We start from the raw sequence: 23,124 nt of genomic DNA on the forward strand, positions 1-23,124 counted from the left end.
ATCTCATCTCCTATTCTTCAAATGGACGTACACGTAATTGCACACCAAGTTCATCACAGATTTGTTGACATTTTTGAATCTTTTCTTCACCAATAATATCTACAACACTAAGGACCACAAAAGGCACATAATCACGACAAGATGCTGCAAAATCTAACATTGCTTGATAAGATTTCATGCCAAAACGACTACGTGTTAATTCATAGTATTCTTTCGCATCTGGAGCATTTAAACTAATCGACACCGTATCAATACGTCCTTTTAATTCAGGGGTAATATCTCTTTGATGAATTAAATTGGCTAAACCATTGGTATTCACACGAATTGGCAAATCACGTCGAAAATGTTTAAGAATACCAGCAATCTGTACAACATCTTCCACTCTTTCTAAAGGTTCGCCAAAACCACAGAATACCACTTCTTTAAAATCATCCAAATCATATTTTTGAAATTCATGAATCACTTCTTCTACAGTTGGTTCTTTTTTAACCATAAGCTATGTCCTTCTTCCATTTCCTTTGTCTGTCTTAAACAAAATGTACAGGCACAAGGACAGCGATTTGTTAAATTAACATAAACTGTCACATCTTTACAAGATGCTAATTGACAAATATCTTGATAACCATTTCCATGTAATGTATATAAAATCATAACTCTTCTCCTAATTCATATAAATATTCTTCAAAACACAAACCATAATGATGAGGAACTCCTGTCTGCTCACAATATTGAATACAACGTGATGCAAACTTAGTCGCCTTTTTAACACTTTCATAAAAACTAAAACCATTCAAATAACTGCCTGCAATGACTGCCGCAATCACATCCCCCGTACCACAACGATCTTTACCAATACGATCAACCATAACAATTTGATAATCCTCATCTTTATTATAAATAAAATTAAGAATCTGTTTCTCGTTAAATGGAATACCTGTAACCACAATATGAGATGGTCCTTGTTTTGATAATTGTTCACACATCTCTTTTAATTCATCAAACGAAGGTAAAGTTGTTGGATAAGAACGGTCAACCAATGTTACCAGCTCTGTTAAATTTGGTGTCATCAAATCAGCATACTTCACCAGTTCTTTCATCTTCTCACACATCTCAGGTGTATAAGTCGCATACAATTTGCCATGATCACCCATCACTGGATCAACAAGAATAAATGAATGATCTTTTTTTAATGTCTGAATAAAATCAATAACAATATCGATTTGTTCCTTTGAACCCATAAAACCCGTCGCAATAGCATCAAATTCTAATTGCAAATCTTTATAAGTTTGAATATAATCTTTCATTCTTGATGTATAATCATCAAAATAGAAAATAGGAAATTGGGTATGGGTTGATAAAATGGCCGTTGGAATGACCACTGCCTGTATCTTCATGGCAGAAACAATTGGTGCCATTGCTGCAATCGCACATCTTCCAAATCCTGTGATATCATTAATTAAAGCTATCTTCTTTTGCATATTCCCACCTCATTTTTATCCTATTCTATCACAAATATAATCAAAAAAGAAGAATTGTCATCAGAAACTATGAATGATGCCCTTAGCATATCATTTTTGATAGTTCTATGATATGATGAAATAGAGAAAGGAAGTTATTTATGGAGAGTTATATTTTAGAAAATGATATTTTAGAAGATGAAATTAAAAATGGACATTATCAAAACGAAATCATCTTTGATTACCATTTCACACATAAAGATTTTCAACATTGTATATTAGAACATATTGATTTTCAGGATATTACGTTTGAAAACAGTTATTTTGTTAATGTCACTTTTTCACATTGTGATTTATCCAATATTAAAATGAATGCGACTCTTTTTCGTCATGTGAAATTTTTGAATTGTAAACTGATGGGTACAGATTTTTCTGAATCTATTTTTGATCAAGTCATACTAAAAGACTGTTTATGTTCATTTGCTAATTTTGCTTTTATGAATAATAAAGTTGTTCAATTTCAACAATGTTCTTTACAAAATGCCAGTTTTATTGAAAACAAAATGAATAAAACAACCTTTGATGAATGTCTTTTACAACAATGTGAATTTCTTCATTCGCACCTTTATAAAATTGATTTATCCTCTTGCAATATTGAAGGAATCATCACTTCTCCAGAAGATATTCGTGGTGCCATGATCAATCGCTATCAAGCCATTGACTTGATTCACCTTTTAAATGTACGTATTAAAGAATAAATTCACCTAAACTCGAAACATGTCCTGTTCAAAAAACAGTTGATTTGATAAGATGAAACTGTAAAGGAAGATGACTTATGAACCCCAAAACATTTGGACTCACATTAAAACAAGCACGTTTAAATAAAGGTATGACTCAAGAACAACTCGCTGAAATTTTTGGTGTGACAAACCGTACAATTTCCCGTTGAGAGCACGATGTCAATTTACCTGATTATGATCTTTTATTACAGAGCAGTACCTATTTTGAAATACCTGTCAATGAAATATTAACTGGTGAGAAAAACACGTCTACTCCGCCAAAAAAATGGTATCAAAAATACTACGCTTCCATGAATGAGTTTAATTATCATACTATTCAAATTATCTTTAATATTTTGAATATCATCGTTATGACTCTATTGTATAATCATGATGCTTTTGGACCTAAAACAATTGATTTTTCCATTATTCTTAAAGAATTTTTCAGACAAATAACTGTACCTTACATGATATTCTTTATTATTCCTCTTATTTTTATCATTATTTTCACAGTCAAAAAACACTTTCAAAACATCAAAAACTATAATATTCGTAAAATTATTGATATTAATCTTGTTTTCTATCATATGATTTTTGTTCCAATTCTTTTGATTTTGTTTTGTTTTGAAGTTTAGTTATATTCACAAGCTGTTGATAGTTCCTCTTTAGTTGCATTTTGTTGTTTATTTTCTAATATGATCATTTTCCATATACTTTATGTCAATTCATTTCATAAATACACTGACCAATTATGGACGCATGAAAAAAACAGTTGATTTTTGATCAACTGTTTTAATATGCTCTTGCGAAATAAACAATATGTTTCGCTTTTTTACCACAAATTGGACAAACACCTTCAGCTTTCGCATCAGTGTCAATACAACGAGAAGTGGCTGCTGTATCTTCTTTGATTTTGATTTCACAAGCTTCATCTCCACACCAAGCCATTTTTACATATCCACCTTTAGAATTTAAAACATCTTTAAATTCATCATATGTTGATACATTTGTAATATGTTCATCTCTAAACTGTAAAGCCTTTTGATACATTTCATCGTGTACTTGATCTAATAAAGCCGCTAATTTTCCAGGTAATGTTTCATCAAGTGCTAATGTTTGTTTTTCACCATCAACACGTTTTGCGACAACACATTGCCCATTTTGTAAATCTCTTGGACCAATTTCTAAACGAAGTGGAATTCCACGCATTTCAGCTTCAGAGAATTTCCATCCTGGTGATTTATCACTGGCATCCACTTTCACACGAATACCTTGTGCTTTTAATTGGCTTTCAAGTTCATAAGCCTTATCCAAAATACCTTCTTTTTGTTGTTGAATTGGGATAATCATCACTTGAGTAGGTGCCACTCTTGGTGGTAAAACCAAACCATTATCATCACCATGAACCATAATAATAGCTCCTAATAATCTGGTAGAAACACCCCAAGATGTCTGATGAACATATTTTAATTGATTATCTTTATCTAAGAACTTCATATCAAAGGCTTTCGCAAAACCATCTCCAAAATAATGTGAAGTTCCAGATTGAAGTGCTTTTCCATCATGCATTAAAGCTTCAATCGTATATGTTTCTTCAGCTCCTGCAAATTTTTCTTTGTCTGTCTTTTTACCTGTAACCATTGGAATCGCTAATAATTCTCTGGCTGTTGTTTCATAAATATCCAACATACGCATTGTTTCTTCTCTTGCTTCATCAGCCGTCGCATGAATTGTATGTCCTTCCTGCCATAAGAATTCTGATCCTCTTAAAAATGGTCTTGTTGTTTTTCCCAACGGACAACAGAACACCATTGATTATATAATTTAGGTAAATCACGATAAGAATTCACAATTTTAGCGTAATGTTCACAAAATAATGTTTCTGAAGTTGGACGAATGACTAATTTTTCGTCTAATTCATCCAACCCCCTCTTGTGACAACCGCACATTCAGGCGCAAATCCTTCTACATGATCAGCTTCTTTTTGTAATAATGATTCAGGGATCAACATCGGCATATAAACATTTTCATGTCCTGTTTCTTTAAATTTTTTGTCCATATAGGCTTGAATCATTTCCCATAATGCATATCCATATGGGCGATAAATAATAAACCCTTTGACACTTGAATAATCCATTAATTCAGCTTTACGACAAACATCTGTATACCATTTCGCAAAGTCTTCATCTCTTGATGTAATCGCATCATTTTTTACTTTTGCCATCTTTCTATACCCCTTCTTTAATATTTACCTTACTATTATACAAGAATTTCATTAAAAAGCAATTAAGACTTTTCTTTTTCAAAAATCAAATCAATTTCTTCCATATAACCATTCCCTCTTTGTAAAATAGGTACATATCCAACATATCGCTATCCTTCACAGGCATAACGGTCAATAACCTCTCTTAAACCTTTAAAATGATATTCAGTGATACCAATCCCAGAGACTTTTGTTGTCATACGATGATATTTGTAAACATACCCGTCTTTAGGAGTTCTCACTATATTTTTTAGTAATCCTTTTTTATCAAATATTATATTATGCCGATTTTATCGGCTTTTTTTGTTTTTTATCTTTTTTTATTTATTTTTTTATGTTATAATTTATATAGTGATACTAGTGATATCTATTATGGAGGTTATTTATGGCTTATTTTCTTAAAAAAACTCATCGTAACGGGCGTACCTACCTTTCTATCGTGGAAAGTTACTATTCCCCTCAAAAACGCTGTGGAGCTCACCGCACCTTTAAATCCCTCGCTTCTGTCGAATCTTGGAAAGCCAAAGGAATTGATGATCCTATCGCTCATTTCCAAAAAGAAGTCAATGCTCTTAATGATGAAATTTCTAACAGTCAGGCTCTCAAAATTTCTGAATCATCTCCTGAACTTTATTTAGGATATTTTCCTTTTGTTTCTTTACTGAATAAAATGAATATCAAAAAGTTTGTTGACTATTTCAATATTTCCAATTCTTTTGAATTTGATCTGTACGAATTGCTTTCCTCTCTTATTTTTGCCCGACTTGTGAATCCTTGCAGTAAATACAGAACTTTTCATGAAGTTATTCCTCAATTGAGAGGTGCCACTCATTTTTCTTATAATCAGCTTCTAGACGGTCTTGCATTCATGGGCAATGATTACGGCAAGTTCATCGAGATTTTTAATGAGCAGATGAAGAAAGTCTATAATATCAATACTTCAAGGACTTATTTTGATTGTACCAATTTCTATTTTGAAATCGATAAAGAAGATAATTTTAGACGAAAGGGTCCATCAAAAGAAAATAGAAAAGACCCTATTGTGAGTTTAGGGCTATTGCTTGATGCCAATCAAATCCCTATTGGCATGAAGCTGTTTCCTGGTAATGAAAGTGAAAAGCCAGTCTTAAGAGATGTGATTCAGGCTCTTAAAAAGAAAAACCAAATTTCAGGAAAAACTATACATGTAGCTGACAAGGGATTGAACTGCACTCAAAACATTGCTTTTTCTAAAGAAAATGGAGATGGCTATTTATTCTCCAAATCTGTCAAGACTCTCCCTGAAAAAGAAAAGATATGGGTATTGTTGAATAATGAAGACTGGAAAGAAATAAAAAATGATAATGGTACATTATTATACAGATATAAGTCATGCATTGACAAATTTCCTTATCATATAGAAATTGATGGGAAAAAGAAGACTATATATTTTACTGAGAAACGAGTAGTGACTTATAATCCAAAGCTTGCATCTAAAAAAAGATATGAAATCAGCAAACAGGTTGAAAAGGCAAGAAGCCTATGTTACAGTCAGGCAAAAAGAGCCGAATATGGAGATCTAGGAAAATACGTTAATTTCACTAATGAAAATGGAGAAAAAGCAAAGGCAACAATCAATGAAGACATCATAGAAAAAGAACTTGAACTGGCAGGTTATAATTTATTGATCACATCAGAAACAAATATGAAGTCAACAGACATCTACAATACCTATCACAATTTATGGAGGATAGAAGAATCATTTAGAATAATGAAATCCGATTTGGATGCCAGACCAGTATTCCTTCAAAAAGAAAACAGTATAAAGGGACATTTTTTGATATGTTACCTGGCAGTATTATTGGAAAGAATATTCCAATTCAAAATCTTGAACAATAAATATAGTACACAGGAAATTATGAAATTTGTAAAAAGTTTTAAGATAGTCAAGGGAGAAAGTAAATATATCAACGTAACAACATCAAGCAAGTTCATAAAAGACTTTGAACAAATGACAAAATTACCGTTAACAAATTATTACTTGACAGAAAGGCAAGTAAAACAAATATTCAGGTACAAAATATAAAAAAGCAGTAGCAATCACTTAAAAGATTACTACTGTTTTTCAATGAAAGTCTCACTATATTTTAATGTTGGATACCAAAGTCAGGTTATACAAGAATTTCATTAAAAAGCAATTAAGACTTTTCTTTTTCAAAAATCAAATCAATTTCTTCCATATAACCATTCCCTCTTTGTAAAATAGGTACATATCCAACATATCGCTATCCTTCACAGGCATAACGGTCAATAACCTCTCTTAAACCTTTAAAATGATATTCAGTGATACCAATCCCAGAGACTTTTGTTGTCATACGATGATATTTGTAAACATACATTGATAATTACCCTCTTTCAATATGTAATCGACTACCTTGATTTCCTTTTTCCACAATAATCTGAGTATCAATTCTTTCTTTTAACTCATCCACATGAGAAATAATCCCAATTGTCTTATGATCATTTTTTAAATCTATTAAAACTGATAAAGCCTGATCAATGGACTCATGATCCAAAGAACCAAAACCTTCATCTATAAATAAAGTATTTAATTCAATACCACCAGCATAGTTTTGAATCATTGAAGATAATCCTAAAGCAAGTGAAAGTGCTGCCTTAAACGATTCTCCACCTGATAATGATTGAATATCACGCATCATGCCTGTTTCATAATCAAGCACACTTAAATCCAAACCTTGTTGTTTGACACCTTTGACATCTTTTTTACGATATAAAGCAAAGCGTCCCTGTGTCATTTTCATCAATTCAATATTCGCATACTCTAAAATCTGTTCAAAATAAGCTGATAGAACATATCTTTCAAATGACATACGCAATGGATTCTTTCCTGATGTTTGATCATATAAATCCTGATAAAGCGTATATTTTTCAAAAATATCTTGATTCTTGGCATAATCTTTTTCTAAGTTTTTTAAAATCTTTTCATTTTGTTGATAGGTTTGTAAAATTTCATGATACTTGGTATAAGTTTGATCTCGTTTATAAGCCAATTCATCTAATTGTTGTTTTTCTTTTGATAAATCACAAAGTTCAAAATCTTTTGTTTTTTCTTCTAATAATTTCTTTTGTTTCGATAAAGCTTCAGTTTGAATCAAATAATTTTGATAGCTATGTTCCTGTTTTTCAATATCATTCATACGTTTTTGATAATCTAGAAATATTGTTTCATCTTGAAAATAATCTTGAATAAACTGCTGATATGACAATTTAGCTTCTTGTTTTTCTTGTTGTAAAGAAAGAATTTGTTGATGAAGTTGATTGAGTTGATGTGTATAAACAGAGATGTTTTCTTGACATTGACGATATTGTTTTTCAATCATTTCAATACGCTGTTGCCATTGTTTCCATTCATCTTGTTGTTTTGTAAGTGTTAAGGCAATATCAGGTTGTTGATGAAAATGATAGTCTTTTTCAAGTTGTGTATATTGTTGGAAAATCAAAGTCATTTGTTTTTCTTTTTCAATCAATTGTTTTTGAACTTCTTGTAAATATTGACTTTGTTGATGTAATAAAATAGCATCTTGTTCTAGGCTACGTTTGACTTTTTTAAATAAATCACATCATTATATTTTTTCTGATATGTTTTTTCCTGCTCATCAATTACTTGCACAATATCCGACAACAAACGAATAAATACTTCTTTCGATAATTCATCTTCAATATCCAACTGTTTTTTCAACATTTCAATACGTGTTTTCATTTGTTGAACCAATTCATTTTGTTGATAAACTTCTTGATAAGCTTCTTGTTGTTGGGTTTTGGCAGCTTCCACTTGATTAGATAACTGTTCTAACTCTCGAGAAGATAAAACCGATGATTCCAATGTAGCTAAATGTGGATGATGCGTAGAACCACAAACTGGGCAAGGTTCATTGTCTTTTAATTCCAAGGCTAAAATACCAGCTTGTTGACGGCGAAAAAGTTCATCTTCATGACGATATTGTTGTAAAAGCTTTTCATAAACTTCCTGTTTATCTTGATAAGCCACGGATAAGTCATAGTGATGATCTTGTAAAGATTTCCATTCATCATAAAATTGACTTAATTCATGAATCATCACTCTTTTCTTGTTGATTTCTTTCACATTTTTTTCATTCTGTTCCAATTCTAGCTCTAGACGTGGTAAACGATTGACATTTTCCTGATCACGTTGAATTCGATTTTCTAATTTTTCATAGCGTATTTCTAGATCTTGATAATCTTCTTGTAATCTTTGATATTGTTTTTGAACATCTTGATATTGTTGAACCTGTTTTTGATAAAGCTGATATTTTTCTAAAGCTTGTTTGGTTTTTTCAATATCTAAAAATAATTGATCTTTTTTTGTTTATACTGATCTAATTTTTGATATTCTTTTTCTCGCTGGGTTAATTCTTCTTGTAAAGAAGAAAGTTTTTGTTGGACTTCTTGTTTTTGATTGAATGTTTGTTGATAATTAGACTCACTTTGTTTGTAATATTCAATTATGGTTTGATGATTCTTGATTTGAGCAATCTGTTCTAAATCATGTTTTAATAATGTCATCTTATCTTTTTGTGATTGTAATTGATGATATTGTTGACTTACTTCTTGTAATTCTAATAATTGTTGATTGCGTTGTTCTTTTTGATAATATTGTGATGAGAATTGTTCATATTCTTTTTGAGCTTGTTTGTAATACTTGGTTTCAAGTTTTAATTGCTCATTAATTTTTTGATTTTCATTTTGAGCCTCCTCAATATAAGAAGGATGAAATTCAAGATGACTATGCATAAAGTTTTCATCCATTTGTAATAAGGCAAAACGTGAGGCTAAATTTTGTGAAGAAAGTAAGAAAGCATCTTTATGTGATTTCACTTTTTCTTTGAGTAAATTTTCAAAAGTTACCAATGATTCACTATGGAAAACATGACGTAAGACACGTTCTCTTTCTTCACTGCTGGCATAAATCAATTTTGTAAACTCTCCTTGTGCAATCATCACAATTTGTTTAAACTGACGCACATCAACACCTAATAGCTCTTTGATTTTCACATTCACTTCTTTGACACCTTCAATGACTTGATTGCCATCATCAAAATAAGCTTGTGCATTCTTAGGCGTTTTATAGCCTTCTCGATAATAAGTCGGTGAACGTTTCACAGTATATAAATGTTGGTGTAATTCAAATGCTAGTTCAACATATGTTTCATCCTTAGCACTGGCAAAATCACTACGAAAATAAGAAGCCTGTCGATGTGAACCACTCGCTTCACCATATAAAGCAAAAGTTATCGCATCAAAAAGTGTTGTTTTCCCTGAACCCGTTGGACCACTAATCAAATACAAACCATGATCATGCATATTTTCAAAATCAATCACGGTTAAATCTTTATAAGCCATAAAAGCACTCATCGTTAATTTAATAATTTTCACTTGTTTCACCTGCCTTTTCTAATAATCCTTTGACTATTGTCATAGACTCCTCTTGTAAATCTTGATTTTTGACATCGTGATAAAACTGTTGAAACAAAGTGAAAGTATCCATTTGTTCAATGGATTGCATCGGTTGAAATGATGTTTGTTGTCTTTCTTTCATTAAATAGTGATAAGTGATTTGTAAAAGATGAGGATATAAAGTACGCAATTGTTCAATCGCATGAGGTACAATCTTTTGATCCAATAACTCAAATGCCATATAATCATCTTTTTTGTTAATGTATTTTGAATCCATCAATTGGGCAAATGTCCCTTGATATTTTTTGAGTGTCTTTGAAGGATGAAGTTGATAAGTTGTGATGTCCATTGTATCCGTATCAACAATAACAATTGATTTTTTCTGATTCACTTCATCAAAAGAATAACACATTAAAGAACCACTATAACGCATCGTATCACGTTTAACCTTTTGTGGTGCATGAAGATGCCCTAAGGCCACATAATCAAAATCATCAAATAAAGAAGCATCTATTATTTCACTTCCACCAACACTTAATGGTATTTCTGACTTACTTGTAATACTAGAATGACCGACAAATTGATGCGTCACAAGAATATTTTGATAATGGTTGTCAAGACTTTGCTTAGAAAGATAATAGGAAAGAGCATCCTGATAAGTGTGAATATCTTGATGAGGATAAAGCATCTTGACTTGACTAGGTTTTACAAATGGTAATAAATAAAATCTGACTTTATCATATTCTACAAATGCCATATCTTCTTTTAAATACGTTTCAATATGTAAACCATTTTTTACCAAGAGAGAACTGGCAAAATGTAAACGATCAGAACTATCATGATTACCACTAATCATTAAAACTTGAATATGATAAGTTAATAAGGCTGCAGTTAAGAATTCATCTAATAGATTGACTGCTTCTTGACTAGGTATTAAACGATCATAAACGTCACCCGCAATAATCAAACAACGAATATTCTGTTGATCCATCATCTCTAACAGTTCAAATAAGAGTTCACGTTGAATCTCTAACAATGAACATTGATGAATCACCTTTCCTAAATGTAAATCTCCAATATGTACAAACTTCACATCAAACCCTCCTTTTTTCTATTATATCTCAATCCTATTCATGACACAATGAACTTAAATTTCCCAAATGAAAATCATCTTTTCCTTTTCATCACGATTAAAAAAACGTCGTTGATTAGCTGGAATCGTTTTGGTTTCTAAATATTTTGCACCCAGTTTTTCAATTGTATGTAACGATGCCTGATTGTTTGGATCACAAGTTAAAATCACTTGATGAAAGCCTAATTCTTTTTGTAAAAGTAAACACGCCTGATAGGCATAATGGTGCCCACGAAATTCTGGTTCAATATGATAACCAATATGGCCATCAAAATAATGTTGTTGGAAGGTGCCTTCTCTAAAAGTTACTCTTCCTACTTCCTTATCATCAACTCTAATTTCATAAATATAATAAGGTGTAAAACCTTTTGGTAAATTATGACTCACATATTCTAATAATTCTAAATGCATATCTGTTTTCTCCCTTTTTGCATACTCTTATCATAACAATATTGACAGTTACGTGCAATATGATAAAATAGTACACATAAAAGGGAGTAGTTAGCATCTTAAAGATGTTATATAATCGTCATCACGCTATATTTATTAGCCGGTTTTATATATGAAATAACGAGACTTTTATTGCAGTGTTGTGGTAGTTGTCTTTTTTTGTATCACAAACATATAGAGCCAAAAAATAAAGGAGAGTGAAGTTATGGACTCTATACCCTCGCAATTGTTCTTGCAAGCAATTTTAATTTTATTGAATGCCTTTTTTGCGGCAACTGAGATTGCTGTCTTATCATTAAATAAGACACAATTAGAAAAGAAAGCTGAAAATGGTGAAAAAACAGCGAAACGCTTGTTACTTTTATTACAAGAACCATCAGGTTTTCTATCAACTATTCAAATTGGAATTACATTGGCAGGATTTTTAGGAAGTGCCTTCGCAGCTGATAATTTTTCAGAATATCTTGTACAATGGATATCACAAGATTTAGGAGTCACAAGTATTCCACTTAATGTCTTAGATACTTTTGCAGTTATTATTATTACGATTATTTTATCTTATTTCACTTTGATTTTTGGAGAACTTGTTCCCAAAAGAATTGCTATGCAAAAACCATATGAAGTATCTAAAATCTCATGTGGTACAGTTTTAGCCATCTCTAAAATTATGAATCCCGTTGTCAAATTCTTATCTCTTTCAACAAATGCTATTTTAAAATTATTACATTTAAAAACAGAGGCTGAAGAAGATAGTGTGACTGAAGAAGAAATTTTAACAATGATTGAACTTGGTGAAAAACGTGGTGTTCTTAATGAAGATGAAAGTGAATGGCTACAAAATATCTTTGATTTCAATGATACTGATATTTCAGAAATCATGACACCATCTGTTGATATTATGATGATTTCAGTTGATGCCTCACAAGAGGAAATTCTTAAAACGATTCAAGACTCTGGATTATCACGTTATCCTGTTTATCAAAATGATGAAGACAATATTATTGGTGTCCTTCATGTAAGAGATTATTTATTAAATCTTCAAACCAAGAAAAAACCAATTGAAAAAATTCTTTCTAAACCTTATTTTATTCCTGATTCTATGCGTGCAGATGTTTTATTTGCAGATATGCAAAATAAAAACATTCATTTTGCGATTGCGATTGATGAATTTGGTGGAGTGAGTGGAATTATTACATTAGAAGATTTAGTTGAAGAAATCTTTGGAAATATCTATGATGAACATGATTCTCGTGAAAGACCTGATATTCAAAAAATCAATGAAACACAATGGAGAGTCAACGGCAATACTGATATTGAAGAATTATCTGAAGCTATCGGTATCCAATTCCCACAAGATGAAGATTATAACACGATTGGTGGTTATATATATAGCCATCTCCGTTCCATTCCAAAAGATGGTACAACCAAAACAATTCATATTAACAATCTTACCTTCCAAATCACTAAGATCCAAGATCGACGTATCAAGGAAGTTATTATAACAAAGAAAGCCTAGTTGAGTAAAATCAACTAGGTCTTTTTGTTTACAATAAATCATCTGCACTAAACTTTAAAGTAACATCACAAGTGTTGCTTGGTTCAAAATTATGTGAAGTCACACAAGTAAAATATATACTTCCTTTTGAACATCCATGTTCACTCACAAGCACAGCATAATTTAAAGGTATTCCAACTAAATTTGATTTATATGATTTGGAACTGTTAACTAATTCAGCATAATTACCTAACGCCGCATCTCCTTTTGTCTTTTTAAAAGTACCAATCTGACTTGTCTTTGTTTTTTTACTACCATAGTTCAAATCATAATGTTCTCCACCCCATGATGGTATATCTTTATGAGTAACCGTTTGATAAGAAGTTCCTGATACATAAGTATAAGCAAAAGTGGAAACCATTGTACCTCCTAAAACTAATAAACTCAATCCTAATGCAGTGATCTTTTTTTGTATTGACATAACTTTTACCTCCTTTCGACAAAAGTCTATCATAACCATCAAAAAAGTTATCCTATATGACGAATTTGTACATATTTTCGCTTTAAAAATGCACAAAGCAATAACTTTTTTGATATAAAATCCTTTGTCATATAATGTAGATAGTTGTCAGACAAAGGAGGTAGAAATTATGCGAATTGCAATTTGCGACAACGAATTATTTTATGTCAAAGATATTGTAGAAAGGATTAAGAAATATGAATTTCATGACACGAAGCCCACCATTATTGATGGTTACGTTCAAGGCACCCAACTATTAGATGCATTTAGAGTTGAACCTTATGATATTGTGTTTCTTGATATTGAACTTGGTGAAGATATGAATGGAATAGAGATAGCTAAGGTAATGAAAGATATTAAACCCAATTGTATCTTTATATTCATTACTGCTTATCACTGTTATTTAACTGAATCAATGTGGTTAGGTGCAGATTTATTTATTGATAAACCTGTTAATTCTGAATTGTTCGATATGGAACTTCAACATGCCTACCATGTTTATAAACGTTTGAATCGTACAGTTAAGTTTGCCACAACTGATGGAAAAGTCTATGTAAAAACTGACGATATCATTTATCTAGAAACAAGCTATGGAAAATATAAGTTAAAAACAACAAAACGTCATTACTATGGTAATCTCAAAAGAATTATAAAATCAAGACAACAATTACTAGATTATCATTTCTTTCCATTAAATAGGAGTATCATCATCAATTTTAAACACGTTAAATCATTTTGTTTTGACTATGTCACAATGTCTAATGATGATATTCTTCCATTAACGAAACGTATTCGTAAAGAATTCAAAGAAAAATATTTCGATTTTGTAGACAAGGAGATGTAATTATGATTATAAACTTATTATGTAAAGCATTTATAGCGATTTTAAATATTTTATTACTTGATTTTTATTTAAAGAATATATATCCAGATATTTATAGAGAAAAAACAAAGAAAATGAATTGTATAGTATATTTCTTTCTGTTAGTCGCATTAATTATTTCATCAAATATAAAAACCAATATAATTATTTACTTATTAACATTAATAATTATAGTCTTTATATTTTGCCAGTGGAAAATTCCAGTAATAGAAGCATCGATAAAATTGATTTTATTTTTTATCACTAAACTAATTATATACTTTTTAACAATAATAATTTTATGCTGGATTTTTGACACAAGAATGTCTTTATATCATTTTGATTTTTCTTCATCTTATTTTATTTTGTCATATTGCATTATAAACTTTATATTATACATAGTACTGTCTTTTATCTTTAAAAAAGTAAAAACATTTATAATATAAGATTTAAAATTTTATGTATTTTTATGATTACTTACTTTTCAATAAATGTTTTTTTAAACAACCCTATTTTATTTCGAACAGCTAGTATTGCCCGTACTTATATCTTTACAGTTATCATTAGTATCGTTGCATTAATATATTTTGATAGAATGCAAACCAAATATGAAACTGATAAACATGCTAAAGAGGCAATGATACAAAATATGACAAAAGAAGAAGAATTTATAAAACAATTACAGAATCAACAGTTAGAGATTAGAAAGATTAATCATAATTTGAATAACATATTAATTATATTACAAGCACATTTGAAAAATGGTGAATATGATGAAGCAATAGAATATATTGAACAGAATTTAAAAATACATGTTAAAGCTTATCAGGATTTAACGCATACTGGTATTCCAACTCTTGATAGTATCTTAAATAATCAGATGTATCTTATGAAAGAAAAGAATATTGAATACCATGAGGATATTACAAAAATATTGCATTTAGGTAATGTTAAAACTGATGATTTGTCTCTAGCAATAAGTTTAGCATTAGATAATGCTAGAGAAGCATGTGAAAAAGTTGATGCTCAAAGACAGATTTCTTTAAGTTTACAAAGCAAGCAAACACATGTTGTTCTTTATATTACTAACTCTATTCCTCAAGGAAGTCATCCACATTTCCATAAAACAACTAAAGCAGATAAAATTGCTCATGGACATGGAGTGAAAAGTATTAAAGAGATTGCCAGAAAATATCATGGAGATGTAAAATATGATATAAAAGATAATCAGGTTATTTTAAGAATTATGTTACAAAAATAAATAAAAAGAACAGTTTGGAGTCATAATAGACCTCGACTGTTCTTTTTTGAATACAAATAATAATCGACCTTTTTTTAATACGAAATAATGGTTGACTATTCAAGTATCTTATAGACATCTGTTTCACTATGTATATCTGTTATATGTAATGCAAGATTGTTTAACTCTTCTTCATTACTTAATTCAATTCTCAATGTCAATTCAGGTGTGAGTTTTCCTAATACTTTTTTAAGTTGAGCCATTAGCATTTCCATTTTACCTTCCTGTTTACCTTCTATTCTTCCTTTTTGTATCCCTGAATCTTCAATGTCTTTCCAAAATGACCACATTGCCACGGTTCCTTCTTCTCCTTTCACTTGTTCTAAAATATCAAATCTTTCCGTAAGTATCGCTATCACCCTTGCGGCTGTCTTTGAGACTTCCATCCCTTTGAAATCTTCTTTCTCTTTTCTCCATATCTGATTAACTGTTTTGACGATATTGCGATTATCCTCATTTTTGAGTAGGTGATAGTCCAAATCCTTGATATCTACAATCTTCATCTTCCAGTCATTTGGCATCCCCTTCAAGCTTTCAGGAATATCCATTCTTTCTACCAGTGACGTGACTGCTGTCCATCTTCCTTCGCCATGAAACAATACGAGGCTGACAACTGGCATGATCTTGTAGCTCTTGTACTCCTTATCCTGCATGTTGTAGGTCAATGCATCATAGAGAAGTGTTCTTGACACCATTGTAAAATCAACCTGATCCTGTGCTTCCAATGCCAAGATAGCCTGTGAATCCTTTCCTTTCCACAACATGATGGCATCACGTCTTCTTTCCCTGGAAATATAATTGCCTACAAAGATTTCACTTGTATCCATTCTTTGAAGTTCATCAGGCTTAATGACATCTTGACCGCCATAGAGAATAGCGTTCATCATATCAGCAAAATGATCAGGATTTCTGAAGAAATCTCTGATGACATCATCAACTTTCAAATCTTTCATAATGACCTCCTTTCAATATATTCCAGGAGAGTTCATAGACATTATACAACAATATTTGCTTATTGTAAATATTCATCATTTTAATAAGAACCCTCCTATTATTTATATACGCAATTTTTTTCTATTTTTCTTTTTTTATTTCAAACTTTTTACAAAAATCACCATTTTTCAACTTCTTATGAAATAAAAAAGGATGTATGATAAAGTAGGTTTAATCCACTTTATCTACAACCTTAAATAAAATAACCGATTTTACTTTTTCTCCTCTAAGAACTTATAAAAAATCCTTTTAAATTCTCTATAACGTTTCTTGGATATAAGCAACATACTCCCATCTGACATATAAAGCAATACATTATCAATTTTCACAATATGTTCCATATTCACTAGAAAACTTCTTTGTATTCTTACAAATGAATAATCTAATAATGCTTTTCTAATAGCATTGGCAGGTTTTAATGAACCATAATAAACACCTCTAGTGGTATGTATTTTATAGCTCTTATAAGCTGTTTCTAAATAAACAACTTCTGATAAACGAAAAATAATACGTCCTTGTGATGTTGGAAAAGCAAATGATTTATTCCTATATTGATAATGCTTTAAAGCTCTTTTTAATTCATATATAAAGAGTTGCTCTTTTAATGGCTTTGTTAAGTATTGAAATGCATTCACGACATAAGATTGATGAATATAACTCATATGACTTGTCATAAAAATAATCATCGTAGACATATTCTTTTCATGTATCATATGTGCTAAGTGAACGCCATTTATATCTGATAGTTCTATGTCTAAATATACCAGATCATAAGGCTGATAGGTAAATACAGAAAGAAATTCTTTCCCTTCATGAAATGTATCCACTTCTATATTTACATTGCCATCATATGATTGTCTAAATCTCTCTATTTTATCACACACATCTTGAAGATATAATTCTTCATCATCTACAATTGCAATTTTCAATTTTCTTCCTCCCCATTCTTTCTTTTTTCTTTTTCTTCTTGTTCCTTTAAAAACTTTTCAAACAATAAATGATTTTGAAATAAAGTTTTACGACTTGTTGGAAAAACTTCCCTTGATTTTAAGATAACATTACGATCAGTTAAAAAGTCAATACATTTCATATTTACCAAAACACTTTGATTCACTTGCATAAACCACCTTGATTTTAATACTGGTCTTAACTTATAACGATTTTTCACATGTGCCATAAAATGCTGATCATCAACTGTCACAATTTCCAAATCATTATAATATGTTTCAAAATATTTGATTTCATCAACATTAAAAATACGTTTACGTTTTAATTCTCTAACCGGTATAACAAATTTCACATTCTGATGTAAATACCAATCCATTAAATAATCAAAAATACTTTGAAATTGATTCGTATTAATAGGTTTTAACAAATATTCTCTTGCATTCACTGCAAAGGCTTCTTGAATATGATAATATTTGTCGCTAATGAAAACAATTTGACAAGCACGATTGGCTTTTCTTAATTGCATCGCTGCCTCTATTCCTCGATCATTTTCAATTCTCATTTCAATAAACGCAAATTCATAACAACGAAACCTTGTACTATCCAGCATTTCTTGAATTGATGAAAAAGTATAAACATTCAATTTCATCTCTGGTTCATGAAAACATTCATAAATTTTCTTTGAAATTAAGTTTAAATAATCTAACTGATCATCACATACAGCAATATTCATAATCCTCTCTCCCCTACCTTATTATGGATATATTTTCATTGTAGTCAATTTTTTAACATTTATCAGTCCACTTTTTACCCGTTTTTGGCATTTTTTATTCCATTTTTTGGAAATATGTCGAACTATGGTAACCATTGAACAATTGAAATTAGCCATAATTTCCCTAAAGCAAATCAACATAGTGTATAATAGCGATAAGGTGGTGAAATCATGAGTATTGGTCAAAGATTAAAAACATTAAGAAAAGAAGCTGGATTATCACAAAAACAAGTCGCTGAAGCATTAAAAATGTCTAAACCTATTGTCTCTCAATATGAATCTGATCAAAGAACACCTTCTGTTCCTAAACTTATTCGTTTTTCACGTTTTTATAAAGCTTCTTTAGATTATATTTGTGAAAATGTTGAAAAGAAAGACGATTTTTATGGCATCAAGGATTTAGATCAATAATAACAATAAATATTACAGTTTGACAAAGCTGTAATTTTTTTTACATTCTTTTTTTGACGAATCAGTAAAAATATTACTCATTGAAAAGCTTTTTATGTTTTTCCATCGTTTTTTCTTTTGTTATTGGTTATAATAAGCTTGTCTTTAAAGAACACCTATTTATTGATGTATGAAAATGAACTCAAAATATAAAAGAAAGGGATTTTTCTCATCAGCAACTCACATCTATAAATAGAAGATATAAATAAGGTTGTGACTTAGCCTAAATGAACCTGGCTTCTTACATAATTATTTATATATGATGCATCATAAAAGGCGAAAGATTTTTATCTTTCGTTCTTTTTTATATTTTAATCTCTTCCATTTTTAAATGGTTAACCAAAAGATCAAATTCTGGCTTATAGTGACGACTAGAAATTAAAATATCATCATTATCTAAAGTGATTCTACGACGGCTGCCACGTTGAATCTTATATGTTTTGACATGCTTAATATTAACGAGTGTCCGCACATTAATTTGATAAAAGCCATAACTTTGTACACGCTGTTTAAGATGTTCCATTTTCATACAAGAAATACGATAAACATCTTTTTCCGTATAAGCATAAATTTTATGATCAACCATTTCAAAATAGTAGATTGCTAAAATAGGAATATAATATTTATTATGATATTCATCAAACAATTCTACTTCACCTAAATTTTCAGTAAATTGTTTTAAAAGTAATTGTGCTAATTTTTTATTTTTGGGATGATAAACAAGTTTTAATTCATGATGATTCATATGCTCATTTTCATCATAGACAACCTTCATGTTTTCATCCCTCCCCATATAGAATATAAAATGCATTTTATAGTTAAAATACAACAACAAATCCACGAATCATCACTTGTATACAAAATCAAATGCTCATTCGCCTAAATATTGTATATTTTTCTACAAAATTCGACATATTTCTACACGTTTTTTGCCCAAAAGTGGGCATTTTTTGCACAAAAAAAGATCTCACAAGGAGATCTCAAATAATGATTTCATATCATCTAAACTCATGGTTGTAATACTTCCTTCATTGCCTTCGACAAAAGTATCAGCCAGATTTTTCTTTTGCATCTGCAATTCCATAATCTTTTCTTCAATTGTATTTTTCATAATGAGTGAAAAGACTTGCACGGATTCTTGCTGTCCAATACGATGGGCACGATCAGTAGCCTGGTTTTTGGCTGACATATTCCACCATGGATCATAATGAATGACAGCTTGTGCACTTGTTAAGTTCAAGCCAGATCCACCAGCTTTTAAAGAAATCAAAAATAATGTTGTTTCATCCTTTTGAAATTGATCAACCATCTGTTTACGTTTTTCTTTAGGTGTTGAACCATCTAAAAGATAATAACTGACATGTTCTTTTTGGCATTGTTCACCAATTAAATGTAATAAAGATGTAAATGATGAGAACAGTAAAATCTTTTTGTGATTACCTTGTAAAGAATGAATCAATTCCATACAACCTTTTAGCTTAGAAGATGGTTCTGTTAAATCTTGATACAATAAACGAGGATCTTGACAAAGTTGTCTTAAACGCGTCAACATCGCTAAAATATCAATACGTCCTAACTGTTGCACTTCTAATTTTTGTTGAAGTGATTTATTCACTTGAACAAGATTAGCTAAATAAAGTTTTTCTTCTTCCTCATTAAAACGCATATACATTGTCTGTTCAATCTTTTCTGGAAGTTCTGTTAAAACATCTCTTTTGTTTCGTCTTAATACAAATGGTGTAATCATTTGTTTTAAACGTTCTTGTTTTTGTTCATCATGTTCTCTAACAATTGGACGTTCAAAATGTTCCAAGAAATAACTATAATGATAAAGATAATAAGGCATCAAGAAATCAAAAATAGACCATAATTCCGCTAAAGAATTTTCTATAGGTGTTCCTGTTAAAGCAAAACGTTGTTTCGCCTTTAAGCGTTTAACACAAATCGCATTACGAGTTTTAGGATTCTTAATATTTTGTGCCTCATCAATAACGATTGTGTGAAAAGTCTCTTGTTCATACAATTCAACATCTCGTCTTAGATAATCATAAGATGTAATCAAGACATCATAGTCATTCTTGTTTTCTAATAATTTTTCTCTTTCTTCTTTATTGCCATAAACACATAAAACTTTTAAATCTTTAGAAAACTTTTGAAATTCATCCTGCCAATTTAAAATTAAACTTGCTGGCGCAATCACCATATGTGTCCCCTGACCTTTTAAACTATCAAAATAAGTTATCATCTGTAAGGTTTTACCTAATCCCATATCATCAGCCAATATACCACCAAAACGATAATGTTCCATCAATCTTAACCATTGATATCCCTTCTTTTGATAATCTCTTAAAATATCTTGATAATGTAAAGGCACATCAAATTCATGTTCTTTTGTTTGAAAGTCTTCTATCCATTTCTTTAATTCTTCACTTCTTTGATAATGTAAACAAGAATCATCATGCATCATCTGATCAATTTCAAATAAACGATAAGTTGGAATTTGTACATGACCTTGGACAATCTCTTGCATAGGTAGTGATAATGATGTTGTTAAGTGATCTAAATCTTGTAATTCTTGATTATCCAATGATAAAATTTGTCCATTTTTTAATTTATAAAACTTTCTTTTTTCTTATAGGCTTTTAATAAATCTATTAATTCTTCTTTTTGGACATGGACACTATGAATATCTATCGAAAGCAAACCATGTTGAAGATGTACACCGACTTGTATATCTACTGGTGATGAGGTAGAAAAACTATTTAAAGTATCACTGACAAAGATTTGACAATAATGGGAAAGATAAGGTAAGCTTTCTTTTAAAAACTGATAGGAAAATTCATGGTCGTATTTTAAATACAACATATTTTCATCAATATCTTCAATATAAGGACGTAAATAATCTTCGATTAAATCAGCTTTTTTAGACTTATGTGTATTCTTTTCATCAAAGCCATAACAAATATGATCATCATAAATATATTCAAGTTGCACACAGATCTGATCATCTTTTGTCATATCAGCATAAAGATTAATCATATCTTCTTGATGATAACTATCAAAAAGATGTGTATTTAAAACAATATCATCATTCATATCATAGAGAACATATTTATAAAAATCCATTAAAGATTCTTGAGGAATATAGAAACCTCCTTTGGTTTGCATCCATTTTTGAATAAAGGTTAATACTTGCATAGGTGCATGAAAATCATAACGATATAAAATATCGTTATTGAAACTATAAATATATTGTGGACTCATGAAAACATGTTCAAATTCACGATAATCAGCTAAATCTAAGATATAGTTTTCTTCTTTTAAAGAGATTTCTAAAGGAATCTGATATTTTTTTATCAAAGGCAATATCACAATAAGAAGAAGGTAGGACATTCATCATATTATAAAATTCATCTAATTCATCACTTAACATTAGTGTTTTAATAATACCTTGTTGGAGATATTGATTTTTTAAATAACATTTGTTCATAAAAGCGATGATTTCTCTTGAATCTTCATCAAAAGCTTCTAAACTATGAATAAAACCAAAATTCTTACTATATTGAATATGAATATGTTGATCAATGGCTTTCAAAAAAGACTCTATATTTTTAATGATATAACTTTGATGTGGTGTTAAAATTTTAAATGCTACCCACAAATGATCTTTTTTGGATTGAACAAAGACTTTCAGTTGATATTGTTGTGATAGAAAAGGAGCAGATGACTCTCTTAACAATTGATCTTTATAGAGATGAATAAGTTCTAAAGATTCCTGTTGTTTTTTATGCAAGATTCTTTCCTGTCTTTGACGTTCTATTTTGGCTAATTGTTGTTGTTTATTCCATTGATCATCTTTTTCATAGAAATACGGATAAGAAGTAATGGTTAATTTTTTTAAGAAAAAGAGAATACTGGCAATATGGCGACATTGTCCTTTTAATGAACAATTACAATGTGATTGAATAATTTGTCCATCCTGAGATATCTTCATTGAAATAATATATTTTTCATCTTGGATAGACATTCTAGCATTCATACGATAACAGCCATTACTTTCATCATAAGAAATTGTCATTCTTTCTAAGACTTCTCTCACATCCATAAATCGTCCATAACGATATTCTTTTTCATCCTTCACAACACGTCTGATTTCTTTTTCTTGTATATGCATCTTGATTCCTCCAATCAATTCTTTATTATATCATAATCTTTGGTATCTTGCTAT

27 protein-coding genes and 1 pseudogene are annotated in these 23,124 nt (G+C 30.2%); 8 read left to right on the forward strand and 20 right to left on the reverse strand.

Annotation, left to right across the window (positions count from 1 at the left end; translation table 11 throughout):
- Positions 1-10 precede the first annotated feature (10 nt).
- Genes NMU03_RS00295 through NMU03_RS00305 form a run of 3 tightly spaced genes read right to left on the reverse strand, consistent with a single transcriptional unit; the run spans position 11 to position 1,478 of the window.
- Positions 11-493, reverse strand: coding sequence for a TatD family nuclease-associated radical SAM protein (locus NMU03_RS00295; RefSeq protein ID WP_290140326.1), 483 nt, complete (start codon positions 491-493; stop codon positions 11-13).
- A complete protein-coding gene (locus NMU03_RS00300) occupies positions 469-651 on the reverse strand; it encodes a radical SAM family protein (protein WP_290140328.1) in 183 nt (60 codons plus the stop codon). Before NMU03_RS00300 ends, NMU03_RS00295 begins: the two co-directional genes overlap by 25 nt.
- Complete coding sequence (locus tag NMU03_RS00305) at positions 648-1,478, reverse strand: pyridoxamine kinase (RefSeq protein ID WP_290140329.1); 831 nt, start codon at positions 1,476-1,478, stop codon at positions 648-650. Before NMU03_RS00305 ends, NMU03_RS00300 begins: the two co-directional genes overlap by 4 nt.
- 140 nt (positions 1,479-1,618) lie before the next feature.
- On the opposite strand from NMU03_RS00305, the gene NMU03_RS00310 reads away from it, so the two are divergent.
- The 3 genes from NMU03_RS00310 to NMU03_RS00320 all read left to right on the forward strand — a co-directional run bounded on the left by NMU03_RS00310 (position 1,619) and on the right by NMU03_RS00320 (position 2,871).
- Positions 1,619-2,215: a pentapeptide repeat-containing protein gene (locus NMU03_RS00310; RefSeq protein WP_290140331.1), complete on the forward strand. Its 597-nt coding sequence runs from the start codon at positions 1,619-1,621 to the stop codon at positions 2,213-2,215.
- Between the two features lie 77 nt (positions 2,216-2,292).
- Positions 2,293-2,406, forward strand: coding sequence for a helix-turn-helix domain-containing protein (locus NMU03_RS00315; protein WP_290140333.1), 114 nt, complete (start codon positions 2,293-2,295; stop codon positions 2,404-2,406).
- Between the two features lie 141 nt (positions 2,407-2,547).
- Positions 2,548-2,871: a hypothetical protein gene (locus NMU03_RS00320; protein WP_290140334.1), complete on the forward strand. Its 324-nt coding sequence runs from the start codon at positions 2,548-2,550 to the stop codon at positions 2,869-2,871.
- 157 nt (positions 2,872-3,028) lie between these two features.
- Here the strand turns inward: NMU03_RS00320 and NMU03_RS00325 are convergent, their stop codons facing one another.
- The 4 genes from NMU03_RS00325 to NMU03_RS00330 all read right to left on the reverse strand — a co-directional run bounded on the left by NMU03_RS00325 (position 3,029) and on the right by NMU03_RS00330 (position 4,741).
- A complete protein-coding gene (locus NMU03_RS00325; protein ID WP_435372916.1) occupies positions 3,029-4,030 on the reverse strand; it encodes a His/Gly/Thr/Pro-type tRNA ligase C-terminal domain-containing protein in 1,002 nt (333 codons plus the stop codon).
- Positions 4,003-4,161 (reverse strand): hypothetical protein, encoded by a 159-nt coding sequence (locus NMU03_RS17935; protein WP_435372917.1) that lies wholly within the window; start codon positions 4,159-4,161, stop codon positions 4,003-4,005. The genes NMU03_RS00325 and NMU03_RS17935 overlap by 28 nt, the downstream gene beginning before the upstream one ends.
- Positions 4,149-4,460: a class-II aminoacyl-tRNA synthetase family protein gene (locus NMU03_RS17940; RefSeq protein WP_435372918.1), complete on the reverse strand. Its 312-nt coding sequence runs from the start codon at positions 4,458-4,460 to the stop codon at positions 4,149-4,151. Before NMU03_RS17940 ends, NMU03_RS17935 begins: the two co-directional genes overlap by 13 nt.
- Before the next feature lie 149 nt (positions 4,461-4,609).
- A complete protein-coding gene (locus NMU03_RS00330) occupies positions 4,610-4,741 on the reverse strand; it encodes a hypothetical protein (protein WP_290140336.1) in 132 nt (43 codons plus the stop codon).
- A gap of 143 nt (positions 4,742-4,884) precedes the next feature.
- Here NMU03_RS00330 and NMU03_RS00335 point away from each other — a divergent pair, with 143 nt between their 5' ends.
- The gene (locus tag NMU03_RS00335; protein WP_290140338.1) at positions 4,885-6,564 is read left to right on the forward strand and encodes an IS1634 family transposase; all 1,680 of its coding nucleotides are present in this window, start codon (positions 4,885-4,887) and stop codon (positions 6,562-6,564) included.
- A gap of 319 nt (positions 6,565-6,883) precedes the next feature.
- Here the strand turns inward: NMU03_RS00335 and NMU03_RS00340 are convergent, their stop codons facing one another.
- The 5 genes from NMU03_RS00340 to NMU03_RS00360 all read right to left on the reverse strand — a co-directional run bounded on the left by NMU03_RS00340 (position 6,884) and on the right by NMU03_RS00360 (position 11,517).
- Positions 6,884-8,026: an SbcC/MukB-like Walker B domain-containing protein gene (locus tag NMU03_RS00340; RefSeq protein WP_290140340.1), complete on the reverse strand. Its 1,143-nt coding sequence runs from the start codon at positions 8,024-8,026 to the stop codon at positions 6,884-6,886.
- A gap of 59 nt (positions 8,027-8,085) precedes the next feature.
- Complete coding sequence (locus tag NMU03_RS00345; protein WP_290140342.1) at positions 8,086-8,664, reverse strand: hypothetical protein; 579 nt, start codon at positions 8,662-8,664, stop codon at positions 8,086-8,088.
- A 197-nt stretch (positions 8,665-8,861) separates the two neighbouring features.
- Positions 8,862-9,953 carry an AAA family ATPase gene (locus tag NMU03_RS00350; protein WP_290140343.1) on the reverse strand — a complete coding sequence of 364 codons (1,092 nt, stop codon included), beginning with the start codon at positions 9,951-9,953 and terminating at the stop codon, positions 8,862-8,864.
- Positions 9,940-11,067 (reverse strand): exonuclease SbcCD subunit D, encoded by a 1,128-nt coding sequence (locus NMU03_RS00355; RefSeq protein WP_290140344.1) that lies wholly within the window; start codon positions 11,065-11,067, stop codon positions 9,940-9,942. Before NMU03_RS00355 ends, NMU03_RS00350 begins: the two co-directional genes overlap by 14 nt.
- A 54-nt stretch (positions 11,068-11,121) precedes the next feature.
- A complete protein-coding gene (locus NMU03_RS00360; protein ID WP_290140345.1) occupies positions 11,122-11,517 on the reverse strand; it encodes a GNAT family N-acetyltransferase in 396 nt (131 codons plus the stop codon).
- Positions 11,518-11,761: 244 nt separating this feature from the next.
- On the opposite strand from NMU03_RS00360, the gene NMU03_RS00365 reads away from it, so the two are divergent.
- On the forward strand, positions 11,762-13,072 hold the full coding sequence (locus NMU03_RS00365) for a hemolysin family protein (protein WP_290140347.1): 1,311 nt from the start codon (positions 11,762-11,764) through the stop codon (positions 13,070-13,072).
- A 28-nt stretch (positions 13,073-13,100) separates the two neighbouring features.
- Here NMU03_RS00365 and NMU03_RS00370 read toward each other — a convergent pair whose 3' ends face one another.
- Positions 13,101-13,532: a hypothetical protein gene (locus NMU03_RS00370; RefSeq protein WP_290140350.1), complete on the reverse strand. Its 432-nt coding sequence runs from the start codon at positions 13,530-13,532 to the stop codon at positions 13,101-13,103.
- A gap of 169 nt (positions 13,533-13,701) precedes the next feature.
- Between NMU03_RS00370 and NMU03_RS00375 the strand changes: the two genes are divergently transcribed.
- Positions 13,702-14,415 (forward strand): LytR/AlgR family response regulator transcription factor, encoded by a 714-nt coding sequence (locus NMU03_RS00375; RefSeq protein ID WP_290140352.1) that lies wholly within the window; start codon positions 13,702-13,704, stop codon positions 14,413-14,415.
- Positions 14,416-15,028: 613 nt separating this feature from the next.
- Positions 15,029-15,694, forward strand: coding sequence for a sensor histidine kinase (locus tag NMU03_RS00380; RefSeq protein ID WP_290140353.1), 666 nt, complete (start codon positions 15,029-15,031; stop codon positions 15,692-15,694).
- 95 nt (positions 15,695-15,789) lie between these two features.
- On the opposite strand, the gene NMU03_RS00385 is transcribed toward NMU03_RS00380, so the two are convergent.
- From NMU03_RS00385 to NMU03_RS00395, 3 genes are all read right to left on the reverse strand, one after another.
- Positions 15,790-16,686 (reverse strand): Rpn family recombination-promoting nuclease/putative transposase, encoded by an 897-nt coding sequence (locus tag NMU03_RS00385; protein ID WP_290140354.1) that lies wholly within the window; start codon positions 16,684-16,686, stop codon positions 15,790-15,792.
- A 252-nt stretch (positions 16,687-16,938) separates the two neighbouring features.
- On the reverse strand, positions 16,939-17,655 hold the full coding sequence (locus tag NMU03_RS00390) for a LytR/AlgR family response regulator transcription factor (RefSeq protein WP_290140356.1): 717 nt from the start codon (positions 17,653-17,655) through the stop codon (positions 16,939-16,941).
- On the reverse strand, positions 17,652-18,407 hold the full coding sequence (locus NMU03_RS00395; protein WP_290140357.1) for a LytR/AlgR family response regulator transcription factor: 756 nt from the start codon (positions 18,405-18,407) through the stop codon (positions 17,652-17,654). The genes NMU03_RS00390 and NMU03_RS00395 overlap by 4 nt, the downstream gene beginning before the upstream one ends.
- Positions 18,408-18,617: 210 nt before the next feature.
- On the opposite strand from NMU03_RS00395, the gene NMU03_RS00400 reads away from it, so the two are divergent.
- Entirely contained in the window at positions 18,618-18,857 is a 240-nt protein-coding gene (locus NMU03_RS00400) for a helix-turn-helix domain-containing protein (RefSeq protein ID WP_290140359.1), read from the forward strand.
- Between the two features lie 343 nt (positions 18,858-19,200).
- Here NMU03_RS00400 and NMU03_RS00405 read toward each other — a convergent pair whose 3' ends face one another.
- The 4 genes and pseudogenes from NMU03_RS00405 to NMU03_RS00420 form a co-directional block, all read right to left on the reverse strand.
- Positions 19,201-19,671 carry a LytTR family DNA-binding domain-containing protein gene (locus NMU03_RS00405; RefSeq protein ID WP_290140360.1) on the reverse strand — a complete coding sequence of 157 codons (471 nt, stop codon included), beginning with the start codon at positions 19,669-19,671 and terminating at the stop codon, positions 19,201-19,203.
- A gap of 192 nt (positions 19,672-19,863) precedes the next feature.
- On the reverse strand, positions 19,864-20,361 hold the full coding sequence (locus NMU03_RS17420) for a DEAD/DEAH box helicase (RefSeq protein WP_353956722.1): 498 nt from the start codon (positions 20,359-20,361) through the stop codon (positions 19,864-19,866).
- A gap of 57 nt (positions 20,362-20,418) precedes the next feature.
- Positions 20,419-22,289: pseudogene (locus NMU03_RS17425) on the reverse strand (DEAD/DEAH box helicase); the annotation flags it as partial.
- A complete protein-coding gene (locus NMU03_RS00420) occupies positions 22,186-23,070 on the reverse strand; it encodes a hypothetical protein (RefSeq protein ID WP_290140366.1) in 885 nt (294 codons plus the stop codon). The gene NMU03_RS00420 and the pseudogene NMU03_RS17425, both read right to left, overlap by 104 nt.
- Positions 23,071-23,124: the final 54 nt, after the last annotated feature.

This window comes from Allocoprobacillus halotolerans (genome assembly GCF_024399475.1).
GTDB lineage: Bacteria > Bacillota_I > Bacilli_A > Erysipelotrichales > Coprobacillaceae > Allocoprobacillus > Allocoprobacillus halotolerans.